At 60.9% G+C, this 4382-nt stretch carries 3 protein-coding genes and 1 tRNA gene; 3 read left to right on the forward strand and 1 reads right to left on the reverse strand.

From position 1 onward, the window contains the following. On the forward strand, positions 1-1592 hold a 1592-nt coding region (locus Q0X47_RS08375), incomplete at its 5' end, for a serine/threonine-protein kinase (protein ID WP_297724984.1). Positions 1593-1628: 36 nt separating this feature from the next. Here Q0X47_RS08375 and Q0X47_RS08380 read toward each other — a convergent pair. Further along, positions 1629-1704, reverse strand: a tRNA-Thr gene (locus tag Q0X47_RS08380). Positions 1705-1893: 189 nt separating this feature from the next. On the opposite strand from Q0X47_RS08380, the gene nadA reads away from it, so the two are divergent. Continuing rightward, positions 1894-2883, forward strand: a complete 990-nt coding sequence (nadA, locus tag Q0X47_RS08385) for a quinolinate synthase NadA (RefSeq protein ID WP_297724986.1) — start codon at positions 1894-1896, stop codon at positions 2881-2883. 18 nt (positions 2884-2901) lie between these two features. Then, positions 2902-4382: L-aspartate oxidase (locus Q0X47_RS08390; RefSeq protein ID WP_297724989.1), on the forward strand; the 1481-nt coding region annotated here is incomplete at its 3' end.

Raw genomic sequence — 4382 nt, forward strand, 5'->3', positions numbered from 1 at the left:
GCGCAAACGCCGAGTTATTGGGTGCCGAAATAGGCGGGTACGTTTTGGAGCGCCGGCTCGGAACGGGTGCCTCTGCTACCGTCTATCTGGCTCATGACGGTGGGGGTAATCCGGTTGCGTTTAAACTGTTGGCTCCTGGCGCTGACCTGGGGCAGCGTGATGGGGATGCCCGCGAGCGTCTGCGCTCGGAGGCGTTGGCTCTGCAACGGGTCCATGTTCCCGGGGTCGCGACCGTGATGGACTTGGAAGTCGATGGGGTCGATGCTTTTATAGTTACGGAATATGTCCCCGGTCCGACTCTCGCGGAGGATGTGCGGGTTTCCGGCGCTTGGCAGCGCGAAGATGCTTTGGAACTGGGGACCCTGTTGGCCGCCACCCTGCGGGCGGTGCATGAGTCCGGAATCTGCCACCGCGACATCAAACCCGCCAACGTAATTCTTGGACCGAATGGTCCAGTGCTGATTGACTTCGGGATTTCTTCCGTGTTGGAAAACACCAGCGGATTGACGCGAACCGGCTTGGTGGTGGGAACTCCAGGATTTATCTCACCTGAGGTCATCGAGGGTCAGAAAGCGGATTTCGCTGACGACTGGTGGGCTTTAGCGGCACTGTTGCTGTTTACCCTGACCGGACGGCCCCCTTTTGGAACCGGCTCACCCACGGTGATTGTCTCGCGGGTTTTAGCCGGGAATCCGGACGTGACCGGTTTAGAGGCACCCTTGGCCGAGGTTTTTCGTCGGGCTTTGGCTCCTCAGGCGCAGCGAAGCGCGGATTTTGCCGAACTGCTCCAGGCCGTCCGGTCTGGTGCGACCGACGCAGAAACCGCCGCGACCGCGCTTCTGACCTCTACGACCTCGAACGAACCGGGATACACCGCGCTCATGCCCCAAGAACTGAATGGTCGGTACAATCCGGTGGGGGTGGAGGACCCCTCCGCCGGGATGGAATCCGCTCCGGAATGGTCCGCGGACGAAACCGGCGGTGTCGCTGACACCTGGGGGGACATGGATTTTCCGGATCCCCAAACGGCTGTCGAGCCAGACGCCTCTGCCGGCGGTGTGGCGGAGGAATCTGGTGCCAAGCCCGCCCCGGGTGCGTTACCGTTCCTAGGACTGGCAGGCGCACTAGCCTGGGCAGCGTGGGTTCCGTGGCGGCCGGCAGTATCGGGAGTCATCGCGGTGTTTGGCTTTTGGATAGCGGCGGTGGCGGGCTGGCATTGGCGTTCGACCCGAAAAATTCTTTCCTTGCCCGCAGCGTTCATCAAAGGCCTGGCCAGCACCCTGTCAGCCGCCGTCATCGTGGCAGCCGCGCTGTTTCTGGCGGGAGAAATCCTGGGCGGTAACAGGGTTACGCTGCCCACCGAACTGCCCGACACGGTTACCCTTTTTGGAACAATCGTTCCAAAAAGGGTTTATATCACACAAGCCCTGTCCGGGGCGGCGCTGCTGGTGGCGTGGTGGATTCCGCTCAGCGCTCCGCTGCGGATTGGCGCCCGGCGAGTGCTGCGGGCGGCTTTGCCCACCCCGGTGCGTCGTCTCATCCTGGGGATGTTGCTGCTGGGGCTAGCGGCGGCGGCTTTCATCTTGGTCTGAGGTGCTACTGAGAGCCACTCGGGGAAACCGGCTGAATGGAGCCACTTAACAGACTCGAACTGTTGACCGTCCGCTTACAAGGCGGGTGCTCTACCAACTGAGCTAAAGTGGCGGTTGTCCAATTTTCCCATAAATTTGCCCGCGCGACAAAGCCAGTTCTTTCCCCTCATCTGCCCTGGTGAAAAAGCCGGTTATAAAGGGTTCTATAATCGGAAGCAATGTTATTACGAAAGTGACTCGAATCTTCGCGAGCTGTGTCAGGTAAGCCGTCCGGGAAACTTCAGGAAGGAAAGCGACCACCATGACTCGAAGCGCCACAGAAACTCAAGACCTCCAAAAACGTATCCGCCAGCTGGCTCAGGAAAAAGACGCCGTGATTCTGGCGCATAACTACCAATCCGGCGAAGTTCAAGACGTGGCGGATTTCACCGGGGATTCCCTGGCTCTGTCTCGTTTGGCTGCCGAAGCCCCGCAGGGCACCATCGTGTTTGCTGGTGTCCACTTCATGGCGGAAACCGCCAAAATCCTCTCCCCGCAAAAGCGGGTGTTGATTCCTGACGCCACCGCGGGATGTTCGCTGGCGGATTGCATTACTGCCGAGCAGCTGCGGGCTTGGAAAGCCGCCCACCCCGGCGCGGTCGTGGTCAGTTACGTAAACACCACCGCCGCGGTGAAAGCAGAAACCGATGTTTGCTGCACCTCGGCCAACGCTATTGACGTGGTGAACTCGATTCCGGCGCAAACCGAAATTCTGTTCTGTCCCGACCGTAACTTGGGGGCGCACGTGCGGCGCGTGACCGGCCGGAAAAACCTGGTGACCTGGGACGGAGCCTGTCATGTTCACGCCGCGATGACCCCCGACATATTGATGCAAGGAATCCTTGCCGCAGGGGATGCGGATGTCTACATTCACCCCGAATGCGGCGGCACACAAGCAGCCGTGGACCTCATCGAGGCCGGCAAACTCAGCCCGGAAAAGGTCAAGGTGCTTTCGACTGGCGGAATGCTCTCGGAGGCGAAAAAAGCCCCGAAAGGTTCGCGAGTGCTGGTCGCCACCGAGGTCGGGATGCTTCACCCGCTGCGCAAAGCCAATCCAGAGGTCACTTTTGAACCGGTCATGCCCCAGGCGGCCTGCCCGTACATGAACCAAACCACTTTGGAAAACTTGGTCAGCTGTTTGGAAAACGGTCGCGACGAAGTCTTTGTGGATGAAGATATCGCCGCGTGCGCCCGAGCCAGCGTGCAGCGCATGATTGCCATCGGCAACACCGCCTCGCCCCAACAGCACTAGACGCCGGAACACACTCCCATGGATGTCAACTGGACAATGACGACCCCGGTCTTGGTAGTCGGCTCCGGTGCGGCGGGCTTGAGCGCCGTAATCAACCTGGTTTTTGCCGGGGTCGATTGTGTACTGGTGACGAAAAGTGACCTGACCGCCAGCTCTACCGACTGGGCACAAGGGGGGTTGGCTGCGGTTTGGGATCGGCAAGACACTCCCGAAGCCCACTACGAAGACACCATCGTGGCAGGGGCAGGCTTGTGCAGCCAGACGGCAGTACGCACCCTGGTTCAGGAAGCCCCGCGAGCCCTGCAGTGGATGATGAGTATCGGAGCGCGCTTCGACCGCAACGCAGCCGGGGAAATCGACTTGCACCTGGAAGGGGGGCATTCCGCGCGGCGCATCCTGCACTCCAACGGGGACGCTTCGGGTCACGAAATCGAGATTACGCTGGCGAAAAATATTGCCGCTATGGACGGTGCGACCTGGAACACCGGCGGACAAGGTGAACTGAAAGTCCTGGAAGACTGCGAGTTGTGTGATGTCCTGGCCGATAGAGACGGCCGCGCCTGCGGTGCCACGGTAAGGGATTCCCGACGCGGATTCGGGGTCGTTTCCGCTTTTGCGGTCATCCTCGCGACCGGCGGAATCGGCCAGCTGTGGAACGCGACCACGAACCCGGGGGTTGTCAACGGAGCCGGTTTGGCAGCAGCCCTGCGCGCCGGAGCCATCGGCCGCGACCTCGAATTTATGCAGTTCCACCCCACCATTTTTGTACCGCCCGTTAAAGTTAAGGGCGACCGTGGGGTGCTCGTGTCCGAAGCAGTGCGCGGGGAAGGCGCTTTCCTGGTGGACGGGCAGGGCAACCGGGTCATGCGCGGGGTTCATCCCCAAGAGGACTTGGCGCCGCGTGATGTGGTTTCGGCGGCAGAACAGGAATATATGGTGGCTCACGGTTTGGATCACCTCTACCTGGATGCCACCAGTTTCGGGGCACAGAAATGGAAAGAAATGTTCCCCACCATCTATGAGCTGGTTTCCAGCCGCGGGGTAGACCCCATCACCGAGCCCATTCCGGTTCGCCCCGGAGCCCACTACTATTGCGGCGGAATTGCGGCCACCATGAGCGGTCAGACGAACGTGGCGGGGCTCTATGCCATTGGGGAAGTGGCGTGTACCGGGGTACAGGGCGCAAACCGCCTGGCTTCCAACTCCCTGACGGAGGCTTTGGTCATGGGCAGTTTAGTTGCCCAGCAGTTGGCGGAAGTGGACCTGCCACAGCTGCGTCGGCGCCCGGTGGCGAAACCGGCAGCGATTCCTCAGCCGGTGGTCATTGAGCCGACGGTACTGGAAAAAATCCAGGAAATCATGAGCCGCGATGTCTATGTGCTGCGCGATCGCGCCGGCTTGCAGCGGGCGCAGCGTGAACTTGAGAATCTGTCCCCCCACGCCACGCTGGTAGCCCGAGCCCTGGTGGCACCGGCCTTGGCCAGAGAAGAATCCCGCGG

This window comes from uncultured Mobiluncus sp., assembly GCF_947254095.1.
Lineage (GTDB): Bacteria > Actinomycetota > Actinomycetes > Actinomycetales > Actinomycetaceae > Mobiluncus.